Genomic DNA, 23,720 nt, shown 5'->3' with positions numbered 1-23,720 from the left:
CCTACTAGAGATAAAGGATAAACTATGAAACATATAATTATAAATCACCACGTACAGGGAATGTTCTTTTACGATAAACTAAAGAAACGCCGCTATTTTGTAACTAAACAGTACATCACAGTAAATACCATACAGTTAGATTATCCAATCGAACACTTCTACAATCTATCAGAAGAAGAACACTTTCAACTATCACTACTGCGTGATGATTTGGATGAACTTATATACATGGCAAAAACTTACATAGATGGAATACAGATAATGGAAATTAGAGTAGTAAACAATAACCCGATGAACTTTAGAGCACTAATCAATGGTGGACTTGAACTAAACATTCATCACAAAGACGGCGTAACGGCGATGCCTGGCTTACCAAACCTAGACTTACTAAAACAGTATTGGGAAGGTGGTGTACTCACAGACGCAGACGAAAATGAAGCACACGTAATCGCACTACTAACCTACGAAGAAGCAGTACCAGAACAGAAACCACCAGCCAAGAAAACCAAAAAGAAGAAAGCATAAAAAAGCCCCTTAGAGGGGCTTTGCTTTTTCTACGTGGTAGGTAGCGAAGTGTTTTATGGTGAATACTTCTGGTAGTGCATTGTTCTTATGTACAGTTCTGTACTTCCCATCATCACCTAACACCACACACCCCATATAACGACCATCTACCATTACGTCAGTGATGTTACCACGTTCTACATATTCAACTGCCATACATACCTCCCGTTTAGTGAGACACTATAGTAACACAGGTATGTATACATGCAATAACTAAATTCACTTTATTTTCATACACATACGATTTTGTATGAAAACAATGCTTGCAGGTATTGATACAATCCCGTATTATTCAAACTCCAACACGGGAGGTGTGTATGACTTTCACTATCACTATCAGTCGTGAACATGTATTATTAACGCTAATCATTGCGGTATTGGTTATAGGTGGTGCAGTATGAATACAGGTATTAGCACGAACTTCATCATCGAAGTAAAAGAAATGGGTATGGATTTGACAGAGATTGTCAATCTCACTACCGGAACAGTATTAGTATTGTTCACACGCCCTAAGCAGATGATGCCCCTGATGACATTTACCGTCATGAGTGGTGGACTGTTTAGATTCACAGAAAACATATGTTTACCACCTTCGATAGTCCGTAGCGTCCCAAAACGTATGGAAAACGAAGAAGAAGCATTAAATACACTACGAACAATAATTACACTATTGAAGGAATGGGAATTATGAAAAAGATTTTAGCAACAATTATTTTAGCATCATCAGTTTTACTATCTGGATGTGCACCACAGAAAAACGGTGTTTGTGCAACACAGGCTCACGGCTATTGCCTCTTAACTTGGATCGATGGAAAAAAAGTTCCATCAGGTGAAATTGATGTGCGTTACGCTGGCATGAAGGAACAAGGTAATGCCGCAGATCCTAACTTCAAAACCGCAAAGCCCGTCGTGTTCTTTAGTGGTTCAACCACCGTAAGCGGTAAGAACTGGGTTTTAGATGAAAAAGGAAATCGTATTGACGACTAACAAAGTAATCACCATCATTGCGATACTCTTTATTATCTCAATGGTGGTAAGGAAACTAATCTAATGCGTCTTAATATTATTTGTGGTGGACTCATTACCGAAGTATTCAATGAACATGAAGAAAAAGTAGGTAGCGTATCCATGAGTAAAGAACGCCGCCACCAGCATAAACCGTTTAGTGATGGTAAAGAGTTTCACGAAACATTCAACGATGCACTACTAGCATTATTGAAACGTAAAAGGGTTAATATCCGTGGTGTGTTTGGTAGATGAAATTAAAGAACTAAATGCACTTGTAATAAAAACAATACGTGAGTTACCATTAGAAGATGTGATTACCATCTTTGGTATCGATAGGGAGGTAGCAAAGGTAATCAGAAAGATACCTAAAAAGAAGTTGTATGTATTAATAGAATCACCAGTGTCATTACTTTCTAATAACAATGCAGTATTAAAAGAGGCAATAAATGAACTTAAAAAACATTATCAACCATAAAGAGATTACCCATGTAGTAGCTAAAACAAACTTAGGGTATCTAATCGCTAATTGTGGCAAGGTAGAATTTCACGCTGTAGAACTCAAAACAGGCGAGTTTTACACAGCACTTGAAAATGGTGGTGATTTGGTAATTACCAATGAACTATACCCAGTGCGTTTTGATCTTATAGCGTTAGAACACATCCACTCATTTATCGGTATTGATGCAGAAGTAAACACTGTATATGAACGCCGCAAACTAGAATATGAAGTAGAAGCAGTTTGTTTTGAATATAAGGATCAGCAGATTATATGTGATGTAAACGGTGTAATGTTCGTAGGTGTTGACGAAGATGAACACGAATTATATGACGAAGATGAAGATCTAAACTTCATTCGCGATTTAATCGCCTAATTGATACACTAGGGGGATACATCCCCCTAATGAGGCTTCATGTTAATGTCAACAATCAATGAAAAGTTTCTTAACATACTGCAAAATGAAGACTTTCACCCAGGCATGTTAAGTGTTGATTCAGAACACAGATGTATCCTAGCTACTGTATCAGTACAGGACATAGAAACGCTTATAGAGCGTTTACAGGAGGTAAAGCCCCTAATTGAGCATTATCATACAGAACGTCACAAAGAGGCTCTGAGGCTCTTACAGGACGCTGTAGGGGCATCTACAACGTTTGGTAGTGTTGAAGAGTTACTAAACAGTGTTCAGGGTGGAGTGAAGCCACGCACACCCACTACTGCTAGCACTAACAACAATCATATATTCGAAGTAGTGTTATATGATTCAGTAAAGGATGAATATAGATCCTATAAGGTAGTGAATAGTCGTATGCCCCTTGCATTAACTAATGATGCAGTATACCGGACTATCATTAATAGCAATCCAGATATGCAGCAGATAGAAGTATTTCTACGTGCTTATAGTGAGGACTATCGTAATACATACCCCCTTAATGCAAAGTGGGAAGGTAAAGAGTTTCATATAAATGATCGCGGTCAATTAAACCGCATCGCGAGTGAATACTATAACGAGTACATAAAGAAACATCCTCAAGGTAATACAAAGTTATTCCGTGAGTATGTAACTACTAATTTTAAAAAGGTTTAATAATGAAAAAGTATCTTCTGGTAGCACTGGTATTATCTGGCACTGCAAACGCATATTCTATCAACTTAAAAGATTTGCAGGATGAAGCTATTTGTTCCAGTAATGCCGCAGCATTCTTTGCAGATTGTAAGAAGCCAGCCAGCAAAGTATCACGTGTTGATTTTCACTGTAGCGGTACTATGACTGATGAGAAAACGGGCAAGATGAGCAGGACTTCATTCAATACCCGTAATACTGATGTAACTGTAAAGGGTGATGACTACACTTACTATGAAGAGGACAGAACCGGATCAACCTACGTAGAGATCAACCGTAAGACGGGCAGAGGTCAACTATCAATGATGGATGAATCAAGCGTGATCATCACTGGCACTCTAAACAATTGCAGGGTTATCTAATGATATGGGTAATTGTAGTTCTATTCTTCTTTACGTGGACGAACATCTACGGACTATATAAGGAAATAGATAAACTAAGAAAAGAACTGGATAAACTTAAACACAGTAATTAACCACACCAGCCCACTATCACAGTGGGCTTTTTTATTTCTAAATACTCCTATACAGCATAGGAGTACCCCATGATTACCATTCACATACACTACACAGACGGCACACAGAGCATCACAGGCGATTTATACACTGGATATGAACCATCACGCAGGGATAGCATTATAACCGCTCATATCGTCACACAGGACGCATACGAGCTATACATAGATAACTATTCATTAGTCCTCAAGTATAAATACATTACGTTGCAACACTCCCGCTATTCGATTGGTAATTATGTATATCCAATCACATCACTATGTCTATTCAAAGGAACAGAGAAGAAGCACCTGAATAGACTACGAGATCTAAGGGATGAAGTAATGAATCACGGTACTGTAGATGGTGAGGCAATACCCTACCGCCTAAGAAATTTAATTTCATTGATGGAATAAATTATTCAGTACGTGGAATAAGTTCAATATACTAAACACAATAAAAGTAAATGAGAATTATTCGTAGGTTCTCGGGCGATTTTTGAACTGTTTCGAGTTTTCGCCGCGAGTTATAATAAAAATACGTGGGATTTTTAATCTAAAACAAACAATTGATAGATAAAACCTATCATGTGTTTAGTACAGAAAACAGGAAGGACTAATGTCTAAAACAAAAATTAAAGACGATGGAACCCGCTATACGTGGCAAGAAATCGCAGATCGTTTCGGCGTGGAACACTCCACTGTTAGCCGTCTATGGTCTGGTAAAGGCTTAGATATTAACTGGCCTAAAAAACTAGTAGATGATTGGTTATTACAAAACGTCATTGAACCTTTACGCAATGGCGACACTAAAGGCCAAATACAAAAGGCAACACTACGCAAGTTAGAAGCCGAAGCAGATATAAAAGAATTAGAACTACGTACTGCCAGTGGTGAACTAATACCAGTCGCAGTAGTACAACAAACATTATCACAATACTTTTATCAATTACGTCAGGTATTACGAAGTATTCCCGCATCCAGCTATGTAGAACTATTTGAATCATCAGATGCACTAGAATTAAAAATGAAACTACAAGATAAGATAGACCGCCAATTAGAAGAAATTGGTCAGTATGAATATGAAGGAACATATGAAGAGCAATTACCAGAAGATGATGAAGATCTTAACCAGATCAGTGAAGTCGATATTACCACCGAAGAAACAAAAACCCAGTGAGTGGGTAGAAACAAACTTAGTATTCCCTGATGGTGAATTGCAAGGGCAAAGAGTAAAACTATTCGAATTCCAAAAAGCCCCGATTAACGATATCACTAATCCTAGAGTACGTAAGATTGTATTAATGAGTTCAGCACAACTATTAAAAACTACAGTATTGCAAAACTCAATGTATTATTTCATGGCTAACGATCCAAGTAACCAAATATTCGCAGGTGCAACGGCAGGAACTACAAGTAAATTCCGTAGTGGTAAATGGCAATCGGTTATTGAAGCGTGTCCTGTACTAAAGAATCTAGTTAGTAATAAGAATGATAAGAACTTTACTAACAACGATAAAACACAACAGAACCTAGACGGAACATTCACCTACTTTCTTACTTTAGGTAGTAGTGCACAGCTACGCGGTCTAACAGCCCCTAGAGTATTCTTAGATGAAGTTAGTAACGTGGATGCAGAAGGTGATGAAGGTAATCCACTTAAACTAGCAGAACAGCGTACAAAGGCATTTAGTACACCTCTTATTATGGTATGTAGTACCCCACTAGATGAAAATGATCTAATCACTCAACAGTACGAACAAAGTAATAAACAAAAGTTTCACGTTCCATGCCCCCATTGTGATCATGAACATGAATTAGTTTTCGAAAACGTTAAATTTGATTGGAAGATTATAGATGGTGGTCGCCGTCGCATCCCCGACGCAGACACCGCAGAGTTACAATGCCCGAAGTGCAACAATGTTATTTCAGAAGCACAACGTGTACGCATGATCAAAAAAGGTCATTGGATAGTAACAGCACCAGAAATTACGGATATCATGGGATACCACATATCACGTTTGTATTCTCCAATCAACTCTATTAAATCCATAGTACAAGATTTTGCCGAAGCACATTATACCTTCGATCTGGCATCCTTCTATAATAACGTTTTGGGCTTACCATACATTGATAAGGAAAATACTGAACATGATTTAGTAGTTCTTGAAAACCTACGTGATGATTCATTTGATATTGATACGATCAGTGAGGATGTACTAGGAATTGTATTAGGTGTTGACCAACAACTTGACCGCTTAGAGGTCACTACTTTAGGTATTAGTGAAAAGAACATTTATGTACTAGATCACCGTAGTATTCATAGTATCGATTGTACAAAGATTGAAGCCCCCGCATGGAATAAGCTAACAGCCTTTGCACAAAGTGATTTTAAAACAGTAACGGGTAAGCCTCTCAAAGTCCTAGCAGGTTTTGTAGACTCCAGCAACGGTAACGCAACCAATACCGTTTACCGCTATTGTGGATCATCTCAAATATTCAGACCTATCAAGGGTGCAGCCAGTGCAACTACCCCGCTATACAAACAGAGTACCGCAGGTGGTCACACCCTAATTAACCTTAACGTTAACTTAGGTAAAAGTAACATACGCCATTTACTAAACAGAGCAGTATCTGATAATGATAATACTAAGGAACAGCAGATTCATTTCAGCCATTCACTACCAGATGATTACATGCTTCAAATTACATCAGAGAAGCGAGTGATTAAAGCGGGTAACTGGGTATGGATTAAGAAAGTTAGTTCAGTACGAAATGAAGCTCTAGACTGCCTCAATTACTCTTTGATTTGTTTCCAGTGGTATCTATCTAAATTAGGTTCACAACCATTTAGACAACTACGCGAATTCAACGCAAAACAAAAAGAGAAAACTATAAATAAGAAAGTAAATACTGAATCACCCAAACCTCCGCGTAGAACAGTACGCCCACGTAAAGGGGGATTCTTTAAATAAGGAAATTAAAAAATGGCAGTTGTTCGCAAGGTAACTCTAAAAGGTGATATCTTCAAAGGTGAAACAATTACATTCGATTATCCATCCGGTACTGATATCGATATTATCAAACCTGATGGTACTAAAACTTCATACACATACCCGTTCCCAGATATTGATACCAATGCCTGGGATGCGGGTATCTACACTGCCATTATTAGCAGTCCTAAAGTATATGGCGTTCAGCAATTCGAATTAATTGATCCCAAATCAAAGGTATCTGAATATCAAGACCTACTACAGATCATCAAAGATATCGATCAAATTACAATCGACCGTATCAAAGGTGGTGGTGTTCTAAGTCAATCAATTCAAAATAAAGCACTAACATATGAAAGTGCCGAAGTGTTAATGAAACTACGCTCCATCTACGTATCACGTGCTAACTCCTTAATCGCAGATATGAAGGGTCTAAATACTGGTAGCCCGATTAAATCAATAACTACATTCAGGAGATAAACATGTTCGGATGGGGAAAAAACAAAGGGGATAATACCCCACAAAAGAAAACAGTACATAAACAACCACTAATGAAAAATAACCCAATGAAGCGATCTATCCAATCTACATTGGCACAGGGTGCACAATCACCTGTTATTTCATTTGGTTTTAGTGCTGGTAATCAGGCAGGTAACATCAACGCAATTATCAACCGCACATTACCAGTAATGGTAGCAGTAAGCCGTGAATTAAGTATTAAGAATGGCATTGTTAAAAAGTATATTGCAACTAACTCAAGCGGTGTAACTGGTGCAGATGGTCTATACATTCGACCTACTACACATACAACTGATAGTGATGAAAGAAACGTTGCAATTAATAAACAACTAGAGAATGCTTTTTATGATTGGGCAGAAGATCCACGTGCATTTTCACGTTGCGGAACATTAGATATTAGTACATTCCAAAGGCTAGTGGAACGTACACGTAGTATTGATGGCAGTTGTTTTGTTCGCGTTCACCAAGTTAAGAATGGTCTACCACAGGTAGAAATTATTGACTCTATGCGTATTAGCACATATGAGAACCAACTTTTACCATCAGGTAATTATATTTCCAACGGTATTGAATTCGATCCTAGTAATCGACCTGTAGCGTACTGGATTACCCGATACAATCCTATTATGTATAACTACACAATTGGAGATCGTGAACGTGTGCCAGCCGAAGAAATTCTACATCTATTCCAGCAGGACTACCCAACACAACAACGCGGTATTCCAGATGTTCACGCAGGTACTGATAAACTAAAAGAACTTGAAGAATTTATGTCAGCGGCTATTACTTCCCGTAAAGTTGCAGCGTCAGCAATGGCTTTTATTACTAATCCAAATTCAGATGATATTGATCTAATCTCAAGTGATGAAGTTTCATATTATGAACAAGACTTTCTAAATCCCGCAGCCATTGTAGAACTTCAAGCAGGACAGGATATTAAGACCGTAAACCCAACACAGACTACTGATGGTATTAATGAATTCGTAGATAAGCAGCTAATGCTAATTTCTATGGGCTTAGATATTACTACACAAGCACTAACTGGTGATACTAGTAATGCTTCATTCAGTGCTAGTAAGTTAATTGACAAGATTCAACAATCTACTTTTAAAACCCGTACAAATGCGTTAATCGTTTCTGTACTAAAACCACTTTATAAAGAATGGTTAAAATCTGCAATGCTAAATAACAGTACATTAAGTGATTTAAGTTTCAGTGATTTTAATAAACTCACCGAAGCACAATATGTACCAACGCGTCAAATCTCACTTGATCCATATAAAGATTTACAGACGGAAGTCCTAGCAATCGAAAATGGATTGAAGAGTAAAGCAATGGTTATTGCAGCTATGGGTTATGACCCATCAGTAGTAATGGAAGAAATAGAAAAGGAAAAAAAGGAAAATGGAATTAACCCAGATTCAACAAATGAGGGCAATCAACCTAACACAGATCAGTAATGCTATTGATGAGCAAGCCCGAACTGTAGAACTTTCTTTCGCATCAGAAACCCCCGTAACACGTGAAATTAATGGATCTCTATACAATGAGATCCTTCTATGTAATTCAGATAACGTAGATCTATCCCGTTTAAATGACGGTGCACCCGTACTAGTAGAACATGATTCTATGCGTCAGGTAGGCATTGTAGAAAACGCACGTGTAGATATGGATAAAGTATGTCGTGCGACAGTACGTTTTAGTGCACTAGGAAGTGCAACAACAATCTTTGGAATGATCATTGAAGGTATCAGACCAAAAATTAGTGTCGGTTATAACATCCGAGATTATTACTTTGAAGGTAATAACTTAATTGTTACCCGTTGGGAACCTTACGAAATTAGTAGTGTTTCAACTCCAGCAGATAACGGTGTAGGTATTGGTCGATCACTAAATAGTAATGATGAAATCAAACTAGAGGATCAACCGATCATGGAAGAACAAAAACAAGAAGAACTAGTACAGGAAGAAGTACAAACCGAATTGGAAGCACCAGAGCAACCAGAAGTGGAAGTAGAAGAATCCGTAGTAGTTGAAGATATTCAAGAAGTAGAAGAAGTTGCAGAACGTTCACTAGATATTAATTCTATCGTAGACGCTGTAAAAGAATCACTAAATAAAGATGTAGAAGATAAGCGTGTACGTGAACTTCAATCTATTTCCGAAGTGTTAGGAGTTAACACCGAAGAAGCAATTACAAATGGTGTAAGCGTAGAAGATTTTAAACGCTCACTAAATAAAGAAAACCAATCAATTGATAAGGAAATCAAAATGGAAAATAAAAACATTATCACCGAAGGTCTACGTAGTCTAAAAGGTGAATCCAACGAACTAGCAAACTTCGAACGTGGTACACGTGGTTATTCTCTAGATATGAACGCTATGGTTCGTTCTACCGCAGATACTACTTCTACTGTTACCGCAGCAGGTCTAGTAAAAGAGCAACTAACCGATTCTTATATTCGTGATCTACTTGCCCGTACCGTTCTAGGTCAACTACCAGTAACTGTATTTGGTGGTCTAGCAGGTCTAGGTAATCTAAGTATTCCAGTAGCTAAAGGTATTTCTCCTAATGCACGTTTCTATGCAGAAGACGAAGCAGTAGTAGATGGTTTTGAAGCATTCGACAAAATCACCCTAAAGCCTGCAATGTTCGCAGCGGGTGTAAAAATCACTAAAGCAATGCTACTAAGCAACGCAGCTACCGAACGTTTTGTTACTGATGAACTTCTACGTCATTGTTCAAACGGTCTAGAGCAAGAAGTATTCACCAAACTACAAACCGAAGTTCCAGTAATTACTACCGCAGCTTCCGGTGTAGTAGATGTAGGTGATATTCAATCTGCAATCGAGAAACTAGGTACTGCTAACGTTGATATTAATCGTTGTGTGGCAATTGTTCACCCTGCAATGCTAGCTAAACTACGTCAAACTGCGATCCTAAACAACACCGCAGGTCTTGCCGCCGTTGCCGGGCATCGTTTTGATATGTGGCTTAATGACGAAGTACGAGTAATTGAATCTACTTTCGTAGCTCAAGATACTATTCTAATTGGTGACTTCTCAGCACTTGTTTTCGCAAATTGGGTCGATTCGCAAGAAATCGACTTCGATGATACTACTTATCGTGCAGCACAAACTATTGCAATCCGTTCTTATCAGTACCTAGCAACTGCTATTACTCATGAAGAAATGTTTGTACAAATTAAACTAAAAGCATAAGGAAAAACCTATGAGGCATTTTACAAGTAATCAAGTTGATACTTTTCTAAATGCCTTTGGTGAAACCGTAATCTATGGGCCGTCAACATTTAGAGCAATTCTTGATGTGCGGCCCATTATTATTGAGGGATCTGAGGGTTTAATAGAAAGTGAAGAAGAATATTTAAGTGCTAAAACTATTGAGATTCAATCTCTAGATCTTTCTATTGATTCTCAGGTAACAGTACGGAACAAGGTTTACACAGTATATAGAATTTATGATGATCTCTCGGGAGTTTCAGAAATCTATATCCGTCAAACAATAGCGGGGTTAGTATTTTGAAACTAATTGAAAAAATGAAAACAAGTACAGTGGAAGTTTTAAAACAATATAAGAAACTCACACCATCATTAAAAACTGGTACAGGTTCAGATATATTCCAGATGGTTACTTTTAACTATCAATTAGAATCTGCAAACTTTGCGGGCAATTCCCGTTTGCGTGGTCAATTTGATATGGAGTTTCTAGTATCTCCAAAACCTAACACCCAATTTCCAGAAACTGATTATGATTCACTAGTAGCACATTTTGAAAAAACCTATCCAGCAGTTTTTAAAGCAAATGGTGTAACTGTACTGTATGTTAATTATGGTAATAGTGATTTAATTACTGATAAAACTACTGGTATTTCTTCCTTAGTCTTTTCACTAAATATTGAAGCATTGGAAAGAAAATAAGGATGAGCAATGGCAAAAGATATTTTTAGCGGAAGTACAGTCAAGTTATTTTATAATACTGATACAGCAAACCGTAACATAATTAGTGGTGGTAATGTTGAAATTGAAAACGTTGCAACCTTCCCTGTTTTCGGGGTAAAAAACCAAACAGCAACTATTGAAACATATGATTCAGAATATACACGTGCAATGGTTGGAGATAAACAGATTGATGATCTTGAAATTGTTGTAAACTACCGCCCCGATTCTGTAACGCATCAGTTTCTTGATAACGCATATGATAAAAATGAAGCATTCCAATTAATCATTAACTATATCCAAGATGATGAAGCAGGAAGTATTGAAGGTGTAATGGTATCAGGTAATATCAATTCACGTGTTATTTCTGGTAGTAAAGATGAAGTGGTGCAGATGACGTATACATATACACCACGTAATATTCTTTCAATGGGAACACGTGATATTCCTCCTGTACTACGTCGCGGGGATTATGGTGTTGGATCTAATGGTACATTGGATTATCCACAATACAGTCCACAGGAAGCCGAAGGTAACGCTTTTGTGATGATCCCAGCAGCAGATAGCGATAACCCAGCAGGAACCGATCTATACGGTATTGAGTTAGTTTCACAACCAACAGGCCAAACTAACACTAACCTAATGATCACTAACTCAGGGGATTTACGCATCTATGCACGTAATAACTCCACGCCGTGGTCACGTGTTTATACTTCCGGTGAATCTGATACACTATATCTAAGTAAAAGTAATAACCTATCAGATTTAAACAATATTGTTACCGCACGTAGTAATTTGAATATTCTAAGCATTGGTGAAAACGATACACGCTATATGATGGGTTCACGTAACCTATCCGAGATCGTAGATGTTGGTGCCGCCCGTACTAAACTGGGTGTTCAAAGTATTGCACAGAGTGATTCAAAATATCTTCAGGCAATTAATAATCTAAGTGATATTGATGATGCAGCAACTGCCCGTGCTAATCTAGGTATTCAAAGTGCAGTGGATAGTGATTCTAAGTATCTAAAGGTTATCGACAATCTAAACGATGTAGCTGATAAAGCACAAGCCCGTACTAATCTAGGTGTTCAGAGTACAGTAGAAAGTGATTCTAAATATGTTCCAAAAACAACTACGATTAATGATATTGCACTAAGTGGTAATATTACATTATCCAGTACTGATATTGGCTCTTTATCTATTATTAATAATCTAAGCGACGTACCAGATAAAGCACAAGCTCGTGCAAATCTAGGTATTCAGAGTACCGTAGATAGTGATGCAAAGTATCTAATTAAATCTAATAACCTTTCAGACCTAACTGATCTAGCACTTGCCCGTGCTAATTTAGACGTTGCAAAGACTGGAGATGTATTTCTAAAGGTTGATAACCTATCTGGAATTATTGACCGTCCAGCGGCATGGCTAAACGTCCGTCCCCAAGGTTCAACACCATTAGCGGGTGATCCGGTAAACGACTATGATGCAGCTACTAAACGTTGGGTTGAAAACCTAGTTGGTGCTGGTGTTACTGGTCCGACAATGAATGGAGTTATGAACTATGGTGTGGGTGATTTTCATTTAAGAGATTCACGTACCTATATACAGCCATATGAAGTTACATCCGATGGACAGCTATTATCCCGTGCTCTATATCCAGAACTTTGGGCATATGCTCAAATGCTATCACCTATCCCGGATGCAGACTGGTTAAACAATCCACAAACCCGTGCTAGATATTCAACTGGTGATGGTTCAACGACTTTCCGTGTACCTGATCGTAACGGCGTTCAACCTAATTCAATTCGTGGGTTATTCGCACGAGGTGATTATGGAACTTCGGGTGATAATGGTCGTGTTTTTGAAGCATCAGCCCCTAATATCACAGCAGGTATTGCAACTGATTTAAACGGTAAAGTATGGTTCCCGTGGTCTAGTCCGTCTGGTGCATTCCGTACCGCTGGTGATGGTCAAACGTTTAGACCTGATTCTGGATATTCAACAGGTGGTCAAAAAAACGTTCTACAGCTAGACGCGTCACTATCTAGTGGTGTTTATGGTAGATATGGCAACGGCGACAATATATTACCGAGAAGTTTTGTTGGTGTATGGGTTATTAGAGCATCAGGTGGTTTTGTTGCTGCAAATACTTCATGGAGTGTTAACAACGCAGATTCTTCTTTACCGCCAGTGAATACAGTGGTAACAGGTGGTAAAGTACAATCTAAATATAAAGTTGGTGTAACCGATAACTTTAGTGCAGATTTCTATGCACAAGCGGCTATTGGCAATGGTATCACTGAAGCAAGGATTGAAGCACATGGAACAAATAGTGCCGTAATGAGATTCAACTCAGATGGTAACTTAGGTATAACTGGTGAAATTCTACCAAGATCGGTTAATGGTATAGGTGGTGCATATAACCCAGTGGTTAGAAAGCTAAAAGACCAACAAAGTACAGATGGAAGTAAAAGTAATTACCTATCCCTACTTGAAAACGTAGATTGTAAAGTAACAAACTATATTTTCACACGTATAGAAACCGGTATTGCAGAATATTCATGGAACTTTACGCGATCTGATGGCTACAATTCATGGTTTAGTATGCGTTCAGATAATACTATGCACACACCATTAGGACAAGTGTCTATTCAAGGTTCGGATGTTCGAATTAAAGAAAACTTTGAACCAGTACAGAAAGGTGCATGGGAACGTATTTCTAAAATTGGTATTTGTGAATATACATATAAATCAAACACCATTCCACAGCGTGGGTATCTAGCTCAACAAATGGGTGAAATTGATCCATTATATGTTTTTGAAGGTGGTCAAGCAGCCGATGATAGTGGTAATGAATTCCAAATCTTAAACGTGAATGATAAAGCAGTAACTGCTGATTTAATCACTGTAGTACAGGAATTACAAACTAAAATTGAAGATCAACAAGAGCAAATTACACAATTAATGGCAATGGTACATGCACAAAGCATTTCCATTACTGAATTGAAAAATAAATAAATACAACGTGGGTAGAAGGACTACCCACATAAACTTATAAGGATATAAAAAATGGCAATGGATATTTTTGCAGGTGCTAATATTTCAGTTGAAGTTGGTACTCACACAGCAGGTTCTAATACTCCAGCAACGGATTTTAAAGAAATTCCAGAGATTGGTAGCTTCCCTACAATCGGTGCGGAAAACGTAGTGATCGATGTTGTGGAATATAATAACAAGTACAATAGAAAACTAATTGGCAGTAAAAGCGTACCCGACATTACTCTAACCGTGCATTATTTGCCGGATAATGAGATCCACCAACTTCTATTAAGTTTGGAGGATGAACAAAAACGTGCTCAATTCAAAATTACATATTTTGAAGACGCATCAAAAACTACTGGCTACAGCGTTTTATACGTTGGATTCATTAGCAGTTCGGTAACTTCTGGTGATAAAGACGCCCCAGTAGACCGTAATTTTGTGATCGCCGTTGACGGTGGCCCAATCGAAACTAAAATCATCGGCCCAGCTCCATAATAAATATAAGGTAAGTACAATAATGTGCTTACCTTTTTTATTGGAGAAAAACATGAACATTGAAGCACTAAAAAAGGCACTAAAGCCAAAACTACATAAAATTGAAGTAGAAGGAATTGAGTTATTCATTTCACGCCCATCAATCAAGGATGCATCACTATGTGTAGATGTAAGTTCAGTACTGGTACATTGCGTTAAAGATGAAAACGGAAAACCTGTATTTGATAACGATTCTGTACTAGAGATTGATGCAACTATTGCAAATGATATCTACCTAAAGGTACTGGGTCTATTAACCGTTGAAGATCCAGTAGACGATATTGAAAAAAAATAAGAGTGAATCATCAAGCCCGCTTTGCAATTAAAATGTTACATAAGCGGGGATTGTCGCCACAAGAATTAGATGATTTAGACCCTGATATTTTCAATGCTCTATACATATACGATCAAGTGATTGAACCAAATGGAGCACGACATGATATGTTGGCACATGCTCAACTATGTCACACAATTTTACTTAGTTCACAGAGCATCACTAAAGAAGGTCGTAAGAATCTACAATTAAGTGATTTTGATTATATTGGAATTCTTGGTGATGATTCACTAACGGTGAAAGAAAAGAACGTGAAACGTGAAAAGGCGAAGCACGAAAATAGTAAAAATAATATTGCATCACTTGGTTCGATGATCAAGAAAATGGCAAAGGAAAATGCAAATGGCAAGAAATAAAAAAATCATAGTAGAAGTAGACGGTGATACTACTGGTCTACAGAAGAAACTAAATCAAGCTGAATCATCAATCGGACAATTCGGTAAAAAAGTTGGCGGTGAGATGGGTTCAGTTGCTGAAAATATCAGTGGTGGTATCGGTCGTTTATCTGGTGGGTTAACTGGTCTGGTAGGTATTGCAGGTATTGCCGCAACATCATTTACTGGTTTAGCACTAACACTTAACCAGAACGTAAAAGAATTGAATCAACTTGCAATGCAATCAGGTTTATCAGTAACTGCAATTCAACAATTAGATAAGGCATTTCGTCAAACTGGTCTAGGAATGGAAAAACTTCTAGATATTGAGCAAGATGTAAAAGACAAGATGGGGGAGGGATTCGCTACTGGTGGTGGTGAATTCGCAACAACAGTAAAAGAACTTGGTGGTAATCTAGAAGAGTACACAAAGTTTTTAAATCAGCCTAATGGCGGTATCCAAGCTACATTACATCTAATCGATACGATGAAAGCAGCAGGTAAAACCAATGATGAAATGATTTTTGGCCTAGAGGCTATTGCTAGTGATTCATCCCGCTTACTAACTACCTATAATCAACTTGGTAGCTCTCAGGCAGTATTGAATCATATCTCACAGCAAACAGTAACAGTAACCGAAGAAACATCCGCAGCGTTTTTACAGTTTGATAAAAATCTAGATTCAATGACAACTACTGGTCAATCATTTTTATATGACTTCATGACACCAGTTATCCAAGAATTCAATGATCTTTATGCGTTATTGAATAAGGATTGGACTGGTACAGAATTTATGAACATGCTTTATCGTGGTGCTGATAACTTCCTATTAGGTGGTAAAGGTGTCATTCCAGATACATTAAAATCATTAATGGGTAAAGATTCACTAGATTCTGCATATATTTCTGGTTCAGTTGAAAATGATTTTGTTAATGCATCAAAAGCAGGATATGTAGCAAATTCAGGACAATTCCAGAAGGGCAATAGTAGATCAGCACCTACCCGTACTGGATGGGTAGATCCAAATGCAGCACAGAAAGAAGCAGAAAAGGCTTTAAAGGCTCAAGAAGCAGCAGCACGAAAAGCACAGGCAGCAGCAGAGAAAGCAGCACGTGAACGTGAAACAGCACAAAGAAACTGGGAAACAGCAATTAGTAATATTTCCGATAATGCCAATGAACTAAGACTCCAGAACTTTGACCGCCAACAGGCAGTTCTACAAAAGTCTATTCAGGATACCGGTACTATTCTAAAGAAATCACAAGCAGAAATTGATGAAATGTTAGCACGTGCAAAAGAATCAGCAGCAGCAGCACGTGAAGAAATGGTAAATGGAATGATTGGATATACAAATCAAAATCAGGACTTAATTGATCAAAACAATCTAAGTGGTTTAAGTGGTGAGCAATCTAGTTTTCTAGCAGATCAACAGAATCAGCGTATTAATGGTGATAACCCATTCGCCTATAATAATACTGAAAAACTTCTAGAAGAAAACGCACAGCGTGAGCAATTGGAACTCCAGTTAAATGAAAAACTACTAGCTGGTACAGAAGATTATGAACGCCGCAAAGGTGATATTAAGGCACGGTATGCCGCTCAAGCACTCCAGATTGAACAGCAGAACGCACAACAGCAACTATCAATTATGGGACAGGCCGCTGGTGATATGGGGACTATGTTGGCTGGTGTTTTTGGTGAATCATCGACCGCAGCAAAAGCAGCATGGGCAGTGCAGAAAGGTATTTCAATGGCACAGATCATGATGAACCTACAAGTAGCACTATCACAGGCACTAGCTACATCATTCCCTGCTTCATTAGCGGCATATGCACAGGTAGCATCGATGGGTGCACAGATCATTACAACAGCAGGACAATTCCACGGCGGCGTCGATTCACTAGATCCATCAATGAATAATAAGAGTTTTGTACTAAAAGCGGGTGAACGTGTTGTTCAGCCAGAAGCTAACAAAAAGCTTACACAATTCTTAGATGATAATACAGGTATAAATGGTGGTAGTGGTGAAACAGTTATTAACGCCCCATTAATAGTACAGGGTAATATCGATGGAGATGATAAAAAATTCAATGAAATGCTTAAGAAACACGCACAATCTGTAAATATGGCTGTTATCTCAGCACAAAAACGCAGTACATAATATGGGGGCTTCATGCCCCCTAAATACATTAAAATAAGGGGCATCTATGGCACAAATAACATTTAAAAACGTATCGATTAGTGATTTTACACTAGTAGATAAATCACCACAGTATTCTAATAAATCATGGACAGGTGCACTAATTCAACGTAGCACGGGTGTTCAGTGGTACGAATACCAATTCACATTATCTTTCAACCAATCAGCACGTAATGAGGTTCAGCAGTTCCTAGCACTCCATAGACAGGGTAAACCGTTCACAATGAGTATGGGACACCTAAGCATTTATAACGGCTCACAGAGCGGTACAGTAACATCTAAGGCCAATTATCAACGCGGTGTTTATAAGGTCGAAAGCAATCAGGCACAAACACTAGAAGTTGGTTCAATGATTCAATTTGCTAACCATAAAAAACTGTATACGATTGTTGCAAATACCGGATCTGTACTATCACTATTTCCAGCACTACAGGCAAACGTACAAATTGGTGAAACAATCTTTTATAACGGCTTAGTTATTGAGGGTACATTAATGCCTGATAATAACTATGAAATGCCAGTTTCTAATCTTGTTCAAATGCAATTCAAATGTAATGAGGTGATACGATGAATCCATCTATTTTCACTAATCCAGATCTATTAGAGTATTATAATCTTTTTCGTGGTGGTGATAAAACAGTATTAACAGTACCGGATATTCTTTCACTAGGTGTTCACGTTCGTTGTTTTGATGTAATCCCAACACGCGTGGCTCCATTCTTCTGGTGTGATGGTTTAAATCCCGTATCATTTAACGGTACTCAATATGTGCCTTTTCCAGATTTGATTACAGATTCATTACCTACATTCTCAGAAGAAAAGCAGATCGTAAACGCATCATTAACTTTCAAAGTTAGCAACGTGAACAGTTCAGTACGGGCATTATCTTTAGGTGGTGGCCTAAAGGATGCAAAGGTAAATCTATACATGGTTATCTTGAATCCTGCAAATGGTGAAGTGTTGGATTTCTGGCGTATGTATTCAGGGTTTATTGATACCATTCAAGCCAATACAAGCCCCATAGACGGGCAGAACGATCTCACCGTGAACGTTAACTCAGTTTATAAACAACTCGACCTACAAACGCGTACATTAGCCGCTAATGCCGTATATCAAAGTTATTACCCAGGCGACCAAATGATGTCACTTTTGGGTGTTGTTAACTCAGGTCAAACATGGAATTATAAATGATGGATCTTTTTACAATTATGAATGAGGCAATCAATACTGAATATAAGTACGGTAAAAATGATTGTAATATCGTATCACTAAAGGTACTTGATTTACGTGCTGGTACTGATTATGCCTCTCAAGCAAATTACACCACCGCTAAGGGTGGTATTAAACAAATACAATCACTCGGTTTTCTTACTACTGGTGAACTAATCAAATCATATGCCGATCAAGTCACACACTATATTGATGGTGATATCTGGATTAGTACAGATAATCCCCTAATGATGGGGGTTGTATTTTCTAATCGCCTATTAGGGGTAAATACGGAACATAATAAATTTACATTAATCCCCATCACGAACGAGGGGGAGTATTACAGAATAAGGAAATTATAATGGGTAAAAATACTTCAGGTATATTCGGGGCAATTATCACTGCCGTTGCCGTTGCCGCAGCCGTGTATACTGGTGGTTACTCTATGACGGCGGTTGTAGGTTGGGGGGCTGGTGCTGGTGCTCTAAGTTTCGTTGCATCGTCAATGATGGCACAAATTGGAACTACTGGATATGATGATGCAGGCACATCACTATCACGTTCAACATCACCTACATCGGGTTTGCCAATACTACTAGGGGGTGAAGGGAATAACTTCATTCTTACGGGTAGCACGGTCACGTGGTATAACATCCACAATGAAGACTCACAGCAATTATTCACAGAACACGTACTAGCAATGACTGGTACTGAAAAATATATCAATCAGATTTTTATTGATGATGAACCGATCCTAGATATCCCCATTACACAAGATGGATTAGTACCGGAAGCTAATATTAAAATTAAGTTCAGACCATATATTAAAATGGAAGTTCGTTTTGGTGGTTCATATACTAATACTAAATCGCTCGCACAACAATATGCAGGGCCACGTTATAATAATAATTTCCGTGGTGATGGTGTAGTATCCTTATGTACTGTTATTACTAAAACACAAGATTCATTAGAGAATAGTATTCTAACTAATGATAACTATGTATTACAGGCAGAAATGAAGGGAATGGTTATTACCGATCTCGCGGATATGACACGTAAACCTTCGAGTAATGGCCCCTCACAGATTTATGAGATTCTCACTAATACACTATGGGGTATGGGACTTGAGCCAAGTTTAATCAATTTGGATTCATTCCGCACTACGGCACAATACTGTAAAGATATGTTCTTTCTTTCTAATGGTAATATGTCATATAACGATACATATAAAACTACCATAGAGGCTATCATGCAAACCTTCGGCGGTTTTCTGTATACCAGTATGGGTAAAATATCATGTGGGGCAGAACGTAAATCACTTTCAGTAATGACGTTTGATGAATCAAATATTGTGGGACAAGTTCAAGTAACAACATCCGGTACTAGTGATTATTGTAATACCATTGACGCGAAATATACAGCAGTTGGTAATAACTATGGTAATGATATTGTACGTTTCCCATCAGAAATTAGTGAAGATGAAGTAATCCGGTCGGATGGTCGCGTAATTACTAAAGCACTAGATTTCACTTGGATTTATGACAAGGCACAATTAGCAACAATGGCTAACCGTGAACTTCTCAAGATGAAATATGGGCAGAATGTAATTAATCTAACATCGATGGATGCATGGGATCTTGAAATATTTGATTGTGTAGATGTTAAGATTAAAGAACTAGAAATTGATTCTAAGTATCGCGTTATTGCAAAGGATATCAGTACAAAACAAGATCAACTTGGATTCATTTCACTTACACTTGCTCAGACTAATGATGGTGTATTTGATGGTGTTGATCCGGGTGTATGGACTCCAGACGGTTCAATCATCAATGCCGTAACAGTTAAACCACCAACAAATCTAGAAGCAGTTAGGCAGGGTGGAACAATAAACGGTTTAGTAGTTGCCCTATCTTGGACAGGTTCACCGGATGCATATCTAAGAGGATATTATGTGTATTATCGGAAGCATGGCGTTTCAGACTGGACGTTTGCAGGAAGTACAACACAATACCAAACCTCATTTGATATCTATAATCTCATAGAAGGTGAAGAGTATGATTTTGCAGTTGCTGCATTTAATAACTTAGGTTTTTTAAGTGTAAAAGTAGAACTTTCAGGGGTTGTTCCAGATTTCAACTTTACCCTACCAACACCAACTGGTTTAGTATTGCGTAATGCGTCACTAAGTCCAACATCAACAGAAGCGGAAGATTTCTATATTGGATGGGATGACCAAACGAATATTCAAGTAAATGGACGTCCGTTTAGAGACTATTTCAAGGAATATCAGATTGGTGTGTGGAAAGCGGGTGTGAAGGTGAAAACATACCGCACTAAGGATCTTGGATTCGTATACACACTAGCTCAAAACCGTTTAGATGATATTGGGCGTAGAGTACAGTTTAGTGTTTCAGTGCATGGTTTTAACTCTGGTACATATTCGGAAGAAGCATTTATTACAGTTACAAACCCACAGGCACCAGAATTGATTGATTTCAAAGTTTCTTCTGGTATTGGTGCACTTGCGTTTACGTGGTCAGTGGAGAATCGACCGATTGATTATGATTATATGATCTTTCAGGTATCAAGCACCGCCGATTATTCATCAGGCGTAACTACTCACACTAGCCGTACTACTTATACTGATTGGATGAGTGTCCCCGATGGTGAATATTTCATACGAGCGGCACAAGTGGACGTATTCGGTATTGATGGGGTTAATTGGTCGTTATCACTACCATATAAACAGAACACTTCAATTCCATTTAGTCAACTAAACGAAGATATTATTGATGGTGTACTAGATTCTGCGAAGATGAATACCATTAAGCAAGAAATCATTGATAACGTAGATTATAAAGGCTGGCAGATCTCCGCTAACGTGAACGGTTATATCTCGGGGATTGCTCTAGGTAACTCAGGGACTGAATCAGTATTCACAGTTATAGCTGATAGATTCAGTCTAATCAGTTCAGAAGGGGCATTAGAATCTACACGTAACTATCCGTTTGTAGTTGATGGCACTACAGGTACTACATATATGAAATCAGCAATGATTCAGAATGCTAGTATTTCAGGGGCACAAATTGCAAACGCAACTATCCAGAATGCAAATATTGCAAATGGTGCGGTTGATTCACTTAAGGTGCAGGACGGTGCTATTACAAATGCTAAAATTGGTAACTACATTCAAAGTAATAACTGGAATGGATCACAAGGTTGGTATATTGGCAAAGATGGTGGTGCTACTTTCCAGAGTGGACACTTCAGGGGTGCACTATATGCAGACTCTGGTAACTTCGGATTTAATGGTAATGGCGGGGTAGTCATTAATGGTAATGGTATTACCGTGCCATTATCGAATGGCGGTCGTGTTGTCGTTGGACGTTGGTAATAAAAAGGGGGCTTAATGCCCCTTTTTAATACATGCTAGGTAGTAATACCATTGGCATTGATATGTTCATATTAAATGATGCGTCCCATCCATTTGAAGGTGTTCCGCCAAATACTTTATTCCAAGTAGAACGGACGTTACCACCAGTACGGACTAGTCCCTTATATCGACCGTTACCAAAACCACCAATCATACGCACCTGTGCCCCCGTGTAGCATACGTTGATGAATTTATCACCAATCCATTGATTACTATCGGTGATCTGGATTGTGCTATCAAATAGGAAAGGTTTTTTTGCAGTACTGAATGTACATTGTCCAGCGGCATTATACATTGTAATTCCCTCACTGGGTTGGGGTGGTGTTTGGTTGAATATAACAACTTCAATATTAGTTGCACCTGCTACATCATCACGACCACCATATGTAATATCACGAACAACAAGATTCGTTCCGTCAAACCCGACAGAAACGTTTGGGTTATCCCATCTACAAAACGGCACACCACCAACAGGTAAAGGTTGTTGACCATTTACATATAGTGAACCAGACCATGCACAGGTTAAGATTGTACCAACGTTAGAAATCGCCGTGAAGTTCGTAGAATCGGAAACAAATAAACCTTCATTGTATGATGAGGCTGGCAATACTTCAAAAGCAAGACCATCAAAGGCTACGCTTCTATTACCTCCACCACCTTTATTATTAAACGGCACAACTAAATTACTATAATCATTTCGTTGAATTGCGGTTATGTAATAAATTTCAGGTAACGGCCCGAATTGGTATACCATTACTGGATTGGTAGCGAGAAACATTAATTGCGATCCTGGGTTACTGGGTGCAGGGAATGTAATTGCACCATTACCGAAGCGGTCAGTTACTTGTCTATTTGATTGCGTTAATGCACCACAATATGCAGGTGCTCGCATACCAGTAGTGATATGCATTGGTTGTCGTCCGTCGTTATAATCTATTAGAATACCTTCTGGCATGTTATATCCTTATTTGTTTTTTAGTTCTTTAATCATATCGTTTAAACGGTTAGGTGTTTGTCTATACCATAGTGAATCTTTGGCTTGATTAATTGCCTCTTTCCAATCTTGTTTTTCAAGTGCTGCAATCATTTTACGGAACTTTTTAGTACCCGCTAATCCCAACTGGAAAACCATAATGATCATGAAATCTTCCCAATCTTTTGGAAGTTTAAGACCAAGTGACTGTACATCTTTTTTGGTTCGGTCAATATCCCATGCCAAAAGTAAATCGGCATCCATTGGGGTAATACCTGCTTTGAATTTTTCACGCTCAGAGTTGAGCACTAAATGACCATATCCGATTGTGTCGTATCCTTCGGTATCTTTATACATCCAAAACTTACCTTGTTTATAATACCCTCGAGTTTTTTGGTACTCCATTGAACCTTCATAATTAATTAGACGTTGTTTTAAATCCATTGGTAAATACTCCTATAA

Annotated in this window: 27 protein-coding genes; 24 read left to right on the top strand and 3 right to left on the bottom strand. The window is 38.2% G+C overall.

The window, feature by feature from the left end:
* Positions 1–24 precede the first annotated feature (24 nt).
* Entirely contained in the window at positions 25–525 is a 501-nt protein-coding gene (locus tag NNO03_RS21570) for a hypothetical protein (protein WP_271450495.1), read from the top strand.
* A 9-nt stretch (positions 526–534) separates the two neighbouring features.
* Here the strand turns inward: NNO03_RS21570 and NNO03_RS21565 are convergent, their stop codons facing one another.
* The gene (locus NNO03_RS21565; RefSeq protein ID WP_271450494.1) at positions 535–720 is read right to left on the bottom strand and encodes a hypothetical protein; all 186 of its coding nucleotides are present in this window, start codon (positions 718–720) and stop codon (positions 535–537) included.
* A gap of 241 nt (positions 721–961) precedes the next feature.
* Here NNO03_RS21565 and NNO03_RS21560 point away from each other — a divergent pair, with 241 nt between their 5' ends.
* From NNO03_RS21560 to NNO03_RS21450, 23 genes are all read left to right on the top strand, one after another.
* Entirely contained in the window at positions 962–1,255 is a 294-nt protein-coding gene (locus NNO03_RS21560) for a hypothetical protein (protein ID WP_271450493.1), read from the top strand.
* Positions 1,252–1,551, top strand: a complete 300-nt coding sequence (locus NNO03_RS21555; protein WP_271450492.1) for a hypothetical protein — start codon at positions 1,252–1,254, stop codon at positions 1,549–1,551. The genes NNO03_RS21560 and NNO03_RS21555 overlap by 4 nt, the downstream gene beginning before the upstream one ends.
* A 63-nt stretch (positions 1,552–1,614) precedes the next feature.
* The gene (locus tag NNO03_RS21550) at positions 1,615–1,824 is read left to right on the top strand and encodes a hypothetical protein (protein WP_271450491.1); all 210 of its coding nucleotides are present in this window, start codon (positions 1,615–1,617) and stop codon (positions 1,822–1,824) included.
* Complete coding sequence (locus tag NNO03_RS21545; protein ID WP_271450490.1) at positions 1,814–2,047, top strand: hypothetical protein; 234 nt, start codon at positions 1,814–1,816, stop codon at positions 2,045–2,047. The genes NNO03_RS21550 and NNO03_RS21545 overlap by 11 nt, the downstream gene beginning before the upstream one ends.
* A complete protein-coding gene (locus NNO03_RS21540; protein WP_271450489.1) occupies positions 2,019–2,444 on the top strand; it encodes a hypothetical protein in 426 nt (141 codons plus the stop codon). The genes NNO03_RS21545 and NNO03_RS21540 overlap by 29 nt, the downstream gene beginning before the upstream one ends.
* 39 nt (positions 2,445–2,483) lie before the next feature.
* Positions 2,484–3,158, top strand: a complete 675-nt coding sequence (locus tag NNO03_RS21535; protein WP_271450488.1) for a hypothetical protein — start codon at positions 2,484–2,486, stop codon at positions 3,156–3,158.
* Positions 3,159–3,160: 2 nt separating this feature from the next.
* Complete coding sequence (locus NNO03_RS21530; RefSeq protein WP_271450487.1) at positions 3,161–3,556, top strand: hypothetical protein; 396 nt, start codon at positions 3,161–3,163, stop codon at positions 3,554–3,556.
* Between the two features lie 750 nt (positions 3,557–4,306).
* Positions 4,307–4,867, top strand: coding sequence for a hypothetical protein (locus NNO03_RS21525; protein WP_271450486.1), 561 nt, complete (start codon positions 4,307–4,309; stop codon positions 4,865–4,867).
* Complete coding sequence (locus NNO03_RS21520) at positions 4,782–6,662, top strand: terminase gpA endonuclease subunit (RefSeq protein ID WP_271450485.1); 1,881 nt, start codon at positions 4,782–4,784, stop codon at positions 6,660–6,662. Before NNO03_RS21525 ends, NNO03_RS21520 begins: the two co-directional genes overlap by 86 nt.
* Before the next feature lie 12 nt (positions 6,663–6,674).
* A complete protein-coding gene (locus tag NNO03_RS21515; RefSeq protein WP_271450484.1) occupies positions 6,675–7,160 on the top strand; it encodes a hypothetical protein in 486 nt (161 codons plus the stop codon).
* Positions 7,161–7,162: 2 nt separating this feature from the next.
* Positions 7,163–8,659 (top strand): phage portal protein, encoded by a 1,497-nt coding sequence (locus NNO03_RS21510; protein ID WP_271450483.1) that lies wholly within the window; start codon positions 7,163–7,165, stop codon positions 8,657–8,659.
* On the top strand, positions 8,604–10,421 hold the full coding sequence (locus NNO03_RS21505; protein ID WP_271450482.1) for a phage major capsid protein: 1,818 nt from the start codon (positions 8,604–8,606) through the stop codon (positions 10,419–10,421). Before NNO03_RS21510 ends, NNO03_RS21505 begins: the two co-directional genes overlap by 56 nt.
* Before the next feature lie 10 nt (positions 10,422–10,431).
* On the top strand, positions 10,432–10,743 hold the full coding sequence (locus tag NNO03_RS21500; RefSeq protein ID WP_271450481.1) for a hypothetical protein: 312 nt from the start codon (positions 10,432–10,434) through the stop codon (positions 10,741–10,743).
* Positions 10,740–11,138 carry a hypothetical protein gene (locus NNO03_RS21495; protein WP_271450480.1) on the top strand — a complete coding sequence of 133 codons (399 nt, stop codon included), beginning with the start codon at positions 10,740–10,742 and terminating at the stop codon, positions 11,136–11,138. The genes NNO03_RS21500 and NNO03_RS21495 overlap by 4 nt, the downstream gene beginning before the upstream one ends.
* A 9-nt stretch (positions 11,139–11,147) precedes the next feature.
* Entirely contained in the window at positions 11,148–14,177 is a 3,030-nt protein-coding gene (locus NNO03_RS21490; RefSeq protein ID WP_271450479.1) for a tail fiber domain-containing protein, read from the top strand.
* 51 nt (positions 14,178–14,228) lie between these two features.
* Complete coding sequence (locus NNO03_RS21485) at positions 14,229–14,696, top strand: phage tail tube protein (protein WP_271450478.1); 468 nt, start codon at positions 14,229–14,231, stop codon at positions 14,694–14,696.
* Between the two features lie 52 nt (positions 14,697–14,748).
* The gene (locus tag NNO03_RS21480) at positions 14,749–15,030 is read left to right on the top strand and encodes a hypothetical protein (protein WP_271450477.1); all 282 of its coding nucleotides are present in this window, start codon (positions 14,749–14,751) and stop codon (positions 15,028–15,030) included.
* Between the two features lie 2 nt (positions 15,031–15,032).
* A complete protein-coding gene (locus NNO03_RS21475) occupies positions 15,033–15,425 on the top strand; it encodes a hypothetical protein (protein WP_271450476.1) in 393 nt (130 codons plus the stop codon).
* Positions 15,412–17,604 carry a hypothetical protein gene (locus NNO03_RS21470; protein WP_271450475.1) on the top strand — a complete coding sequence of 731 codons (2,193 nt, stop codon included), beginning with the start codon at positions 15,412–15,414 and terminating at the stop codon, positions 17,602–17,604. The genes NNO03_RS21475 and NNO03_RS21470 overlap by 14 nt, the downstream gene beginning before the upstream one ends.
* Positions 17,605–17,650: 46 nt before the next feature.
* Entirely contained in the window at positions 17,651–18,214 is a 564-nt protein-coding gene (locus tag NNO03_RS21465; RefSeq protein ID WP_271450474.1) for a hypothetical protein, read from the top strand.
* Positions 18,211–18,834 carry a DUF2163 domain-containing protein gene (locus NNO03_RS21460; protein WP_271450473.1) on the top strand — a complete coding sequence of 208 codons (624 nt, stop codon included), beginning with the start codon at positions 18,211–18,213 and terminating at the stop codon, positions 18,832–18,834. Before NNO03_RS21465 ends, NNO03_RS21460 begins: the two co-directional genes overlap by 4 nt.
* Complete coding sequence (locus tag NNO03_RS21455; RefSeq protein ID WP_271450472.1) at positions 18,831–19,214, top strand: ornithine carbamoyltransferase; 384 nt, start codon at positions 18,831–18,833, stop codon at positions 19,212–19,214. Before NNO03_RS21460 ends, NNO03_RS21455 begins: the two co-directional genes overlap by 4 nt.
* Positions 19,214–22,246, top strand: coding sequence for a fibronectin type III domain-containing protein (locus NNO03_RS21450; RefSeq protein WP_271450471.1), 3,033 nt, complete (start codon positions 19,214–19,216; stop codon positions 22,244–22,246). Before NNO03_RS21455 ends, NNO03_RS21450 begins: the two co-directional genes overlap by 1 nt.
* A 25-nt stretch (positions 22,247–22,271) precedes the next feature.
* Here the strand turns inward: NNO03_RS21450 and NNO03_RS21445 are convergent, their stop codons facing one another.
* Positions 22,272–23,240, bottom strand: a complete 969-nt coding sequence (locus tag NNO03_RS21445) for a DUF6453 family protein (RefSeq protein WP_271450470.1) — start codon at positions 23,238–23,240, stop codon at positions 22,272–22,274.
* Between the two features lie 9 nt (positions 23,241–23,249).
* A complete protein-coding gene (locus NNO03_RS21440) occupies positions 23,250–23,702 on the bottom strand; it encodes a glycoside hydrolase family protein (RefSeq protein ID WP_271450469.1) in 453 nt (150 codons plus the stop codon).
* Positions 23,703–23,720: the final 18 nt, after the last annotated feature.

The organism is Citrobacter sp. Igbk 16 (assembly GCF_028069755.1).
Lineage (GTDB): Bacteria > Pseudomonadota > Gammaproteobacteria > Enterobacterales > Enterobacteriaceae > Citrobacter.
This window is presented reverse-complemented; position numbering and strand designations above follow the sequence as displayed.